3 protein-coding genes and 1 riboswitch are annotated in these 3286 nt (G+C 72.9%); of the genes, 1 reads left to right on the forward strand and 2 read right to left on the reverse strand.

Going from position 1 to position 3286, the window contains the following annotated elements; all coding sequences use genetic code 11:
* Both ACIQOV_RS33950 and ACIQOV_RS33955 read right to left on the reverse strand, forming a co-directional pair.
* Positions 1-1175, reverse strand: a 1175-nt coding sequence (locus ACIQOV_RS33950) for a hypothetical protein (protein WP_401054636.1), incomplete at its 3' end; no start/stop codon positions are given.
* 58 nt (positions 1176-1233) lie between these two features.
* The gene (locus ACIQOV_RS33955) at positions 1234-1617 is read right to left on the reverse strand and encodes a metalloregulator ArsR/SmtB family transcription factor (protein ID WP_359897441.1); all 384 of its coding nucleotides are present in this window, start codon (positions 1615-1617) and stop codon (positions 1234-1236) included.
* Positions 1618-1699: 82 nt separating this feature from the next.
* Positions 1700-1913: riboswitch (cobalamin riboswitch) on the forward strand.
* A gap of 30 nt (positions 1914-1943) precedes the next feature.
* Between ACIQOV_RS33955 and ACIQOV_RS33960 the strand changes: the two genes are divergently transcribed.
* Positions 1944-3059, forward strand: a complete 1116-nt coding sequence (locus ACIQOV_RS33960; RefSeq protein ID WP_401054638.1) for a HoxN/HupN/NixA family nickel/cobalt transporter — start codon at positions 1944-1946, stop codon at positions 3057-3059.
* Positions 3060-3286 lie beyond the last annotated feature (227 nt).

Below are 3286 nucleotides of genomic sequence, written 5' to 3' on the forward strand. Positions count from 1 at the left end.
GCCGGCCTGGGGTAGGGCGGCAGGGCCGGTTCATCCCCGGGCTCGTCCAGCCCGGCCAGGAAGGAGTGCAGCAGCGGGCGCAGCAGCCGGGCGGATTCGCCGCGGTGGGCGAGCGAGCGGTCGGTGATCGCGCTCAGGTCGGCCGGGGCCCGGGCGAGGGCCTGTTCGACCTGGGCGGCGAGGTCCCCGTCCGGGTCGAGGACGGGCGCTGCCTGGCCGAAGGCGTAGCCGGGGGAGCGGGGGTCGAGTTCGGCGGCGCCGGTGGCGACGAGCAGGGTGCGGTGGTTCAGGGCGGCGCCGTAGACGGTGACCGATCCGTGGTCGCCGATCACGCAGTCGGCGGCGACGAGCGCGGCCTGCCAGCCCTGGTGGGGCGGGATCAGGCGCAGGCCCATCCGGCGGGCGTCGTCGAGCAGCGCCTCGGGGTCGTGGCGGCTCCACACGTTGGGGTGCAGGACGACGGCCACCGTGTACTCGTCGGCGGGGAGCCGGCGGACCAGCCGCCGGGGGAGGTCCGGGCGGCGGCCGAACAAGGAGTGCTCGCTCCAGGTGGAGCTGACGACGACGAGCCGTCGGCCGCCGGTGGCACCGAGCGCGGCGCGGTAGCCGTCGCGGGAGCGCCGGCTGCCGAGCATCCGGTCGAAGCAGGGGTCGCCGACAACCCGGGCGACGTCCAGCGCCTCGGGGCAGGAGTCCCGCAGCCGGTCCAGCTGCTCGGGGTGGGAGAGGCCGAGGACGTCCACGAACACCCTTCCGCGGTGGGTGAGTTCGTTGCGGGACAGACCGGCGGCGGTGACCGTGTCGCCGGTGGACTCGGTGACCAGCCGGTTGTAGCCGACGCCGTGCGGGAGGACGACGAGGCGGGCGTCCAGCCGGTGCATGGAGGAGTGGACGGCGCAGGCGACGGCCAGGTCGAAGCGGCGGCTGACGGCGTCCTCCCAGTCCAGCACGGTGAAGCCGGGCAGGCCGTGCAGGTACTCGTCCAGGGCGCGGTCGGCGAAGGCGGAGCCGGGGTTGACGGTGAAGTACCGCTCGATGCCGTCCGGGTTCAGCAGGGTCAGGACGTCCAGGACCCGGGTGGCCGAGGTGAGGGTGCGGGCGACCGCCAGCACGCGGGCCCTGACCGGTCGGGTGTTCCACCGGTCGGCGGGCCAGGCGTGGGGGCGGGACGGCACGTCATGATCGTACTCATCCGTTCCGGCCGCGGCGCGGTTCCGGGGCCGGGCCAGTGGGTCAGCCCGTGGCCGCGGTGGGCTCGTGGTGTTCGCCGGCGGCGCACTCGTCGAGGAGGGGGCGCATGGCCTCGTCCACGAGCTGGTAGCGCACCACGCGTCCGTCCCGGTCGCCGGTGACCACGCCGGCCGTGCGGAGCAGCCGCAGGGCCTGGGAGACGGCGGGGTCGCGCATGCCGGTGGCGACCGCGAGGTCGGTGACGGCGAGCGGCCCGGCCCGGTGGAGGGCGAGCAGCAGGGCGAGCCGGCCGGGGTCGGCGAGCAGGGAGAACCGCTCGGCCCAGGACCGGACGTGGGCCGGGTCGCCGATCGCGGCGATGGCCTCGCAGACCCGGTGCCCGTCGATGGTGCGGTGGCCCGCGCGGTCGGCCGGTACGAGATGCATGCGGACATTCTCGCAGGCGGCGGTCTGTGATCCTGGACACCTGCGCAGGTGCGCAACCTTGCACGGGTCGGGGCGTGGCCCCTACGGTGTTCCCCGCCGTGGTGCTCGGGAAGACCGGTGACGGACCCTCAGGGGTCCCAGCCCGGAGCGGCCCTCGCCACTGTGATCGGGTCGTTCCTCCGTCCGCGGAGGAACGTCGTCCGTACCCATGGAGCCACTGGGCGCCTCGCGCGCTTGGGAAGGCGGGTACGGGCGTCCCGTCAGCCAGGAGACCGGCCACGGCATCTCACGAGGTTTTCCACGAGGTGCTGGAGCGTGATCCGCAGATGACCCTGCCCGAAACCGTTGCCGCCGGGGCCGAACCGGCCCCCTCCGCGCTGCCCAGCTTCCAGTGGCGGCGCGAGGACACCGTCCGTACCGCCGGGCTGATGGCGGTGATCGTGGCCATGCACGTGGTGGCCTTCGGCACGCTGATCTTCCTGGTCGCACCCGAGAAGTACGCGGTCGGCACCCAGGTCTTCGGGGTGGGCCTGGGTATCACCGCGTACACCCTCGGGATGCGGCACGCCTTCGACGCCGACCACATCGCGGTGATCGACAACACCACCCGCAAGCTGATGGCGGACGGCAAGCGGCCGGTCTCGGTGGGCTTCTGGTTCGCCCTCGGGCACTCCTCGATGGTGGTGGTGATGGCCGCCCTGGTGGCGGGCGGCGCGCAGCTGGCGAACACCCTGATGGACGACGAGTCGACCACCCACAAGTGGCTCGGCGTGATCGGGACGACCACTTCCGGCGTGTTCCTCTACCTGATCGGCGCGCTCAACCTGGCGGCGCTGCTCGGCATCCTCAGGGTGTTCCGCTCGATGCGGGCCGGGAAGTTCGACGAGAAGGAGCTGGAGGCGCACCTCGACTCGCGCGGCTTCATGGCCCGGGTGCTGAACCGGGCGACCCGTTCGATCACCCGGCCCGGGCAGATGTTCCCGGTGGGCATGGTGCTGGGCCTGGGCTTCGACACCGCGACCGAGGTCACCCTGATGGTGATGGCCGGCTCGGGTGCCGCCTCCGGGCTGCCCTGGTACGCGATCGTCTGCCTGCCGCTGCTGTTCGCGGCCGGGATGAGCCTGTTCGACACCCTGGACGGGACGTTCATGAACTTCGCGTACCAGTGGGCCTTCGCCAACCCGGTGCGGAAGGTGTACTACAACCTGACCATCACCGGTCTGTCGATCGCGGTGGCCTTCATCATCGGCACCATCGAGCTGGTCGGGGTGCTGCACGAGAAGCTCGATCTGACCGACCCGGTCACCGGGTTCATCGCCGACATCTCGCTGGACAACGTCGGCTACGCCATCGCCGGGCTGTTCGTGGTCGTCTGGGCGATCGCGATCGGGTACTGGAAGCTCGCCGGGGTCGAGAAGCGCTGGACGCCCGAGGGCTCCTGAGCCACCCGGCCGCGAGCAGCGGCCTGCCCGCGCACGCCGGAACGGCGCTTCCCCGCGGTGGGGAGGCGCCGTTCGCGTTCCGGGGGCCGGGTGCGCCCCGGGTCGGCGCTCCTCGCGGAAGGCGACGTGCCGGCCGGCGACCGGGTCGCACTCGCACAGGACCAGCAGTGACAGATCCGTGACGGAACGTAGCGGACGGCGGGGGTTCGAGGGGCCGCCGGGGGTGC

The organism is Kitasatospora sp. NPDC091257 (assembly GCF_044757675.1).
Lineage (GTDB): Bacteria > Actinomycetota > Actinomycetes > Streptomycetales > Streptomycetaceae > Kitasatospora > Kitasatospora lactacystinica.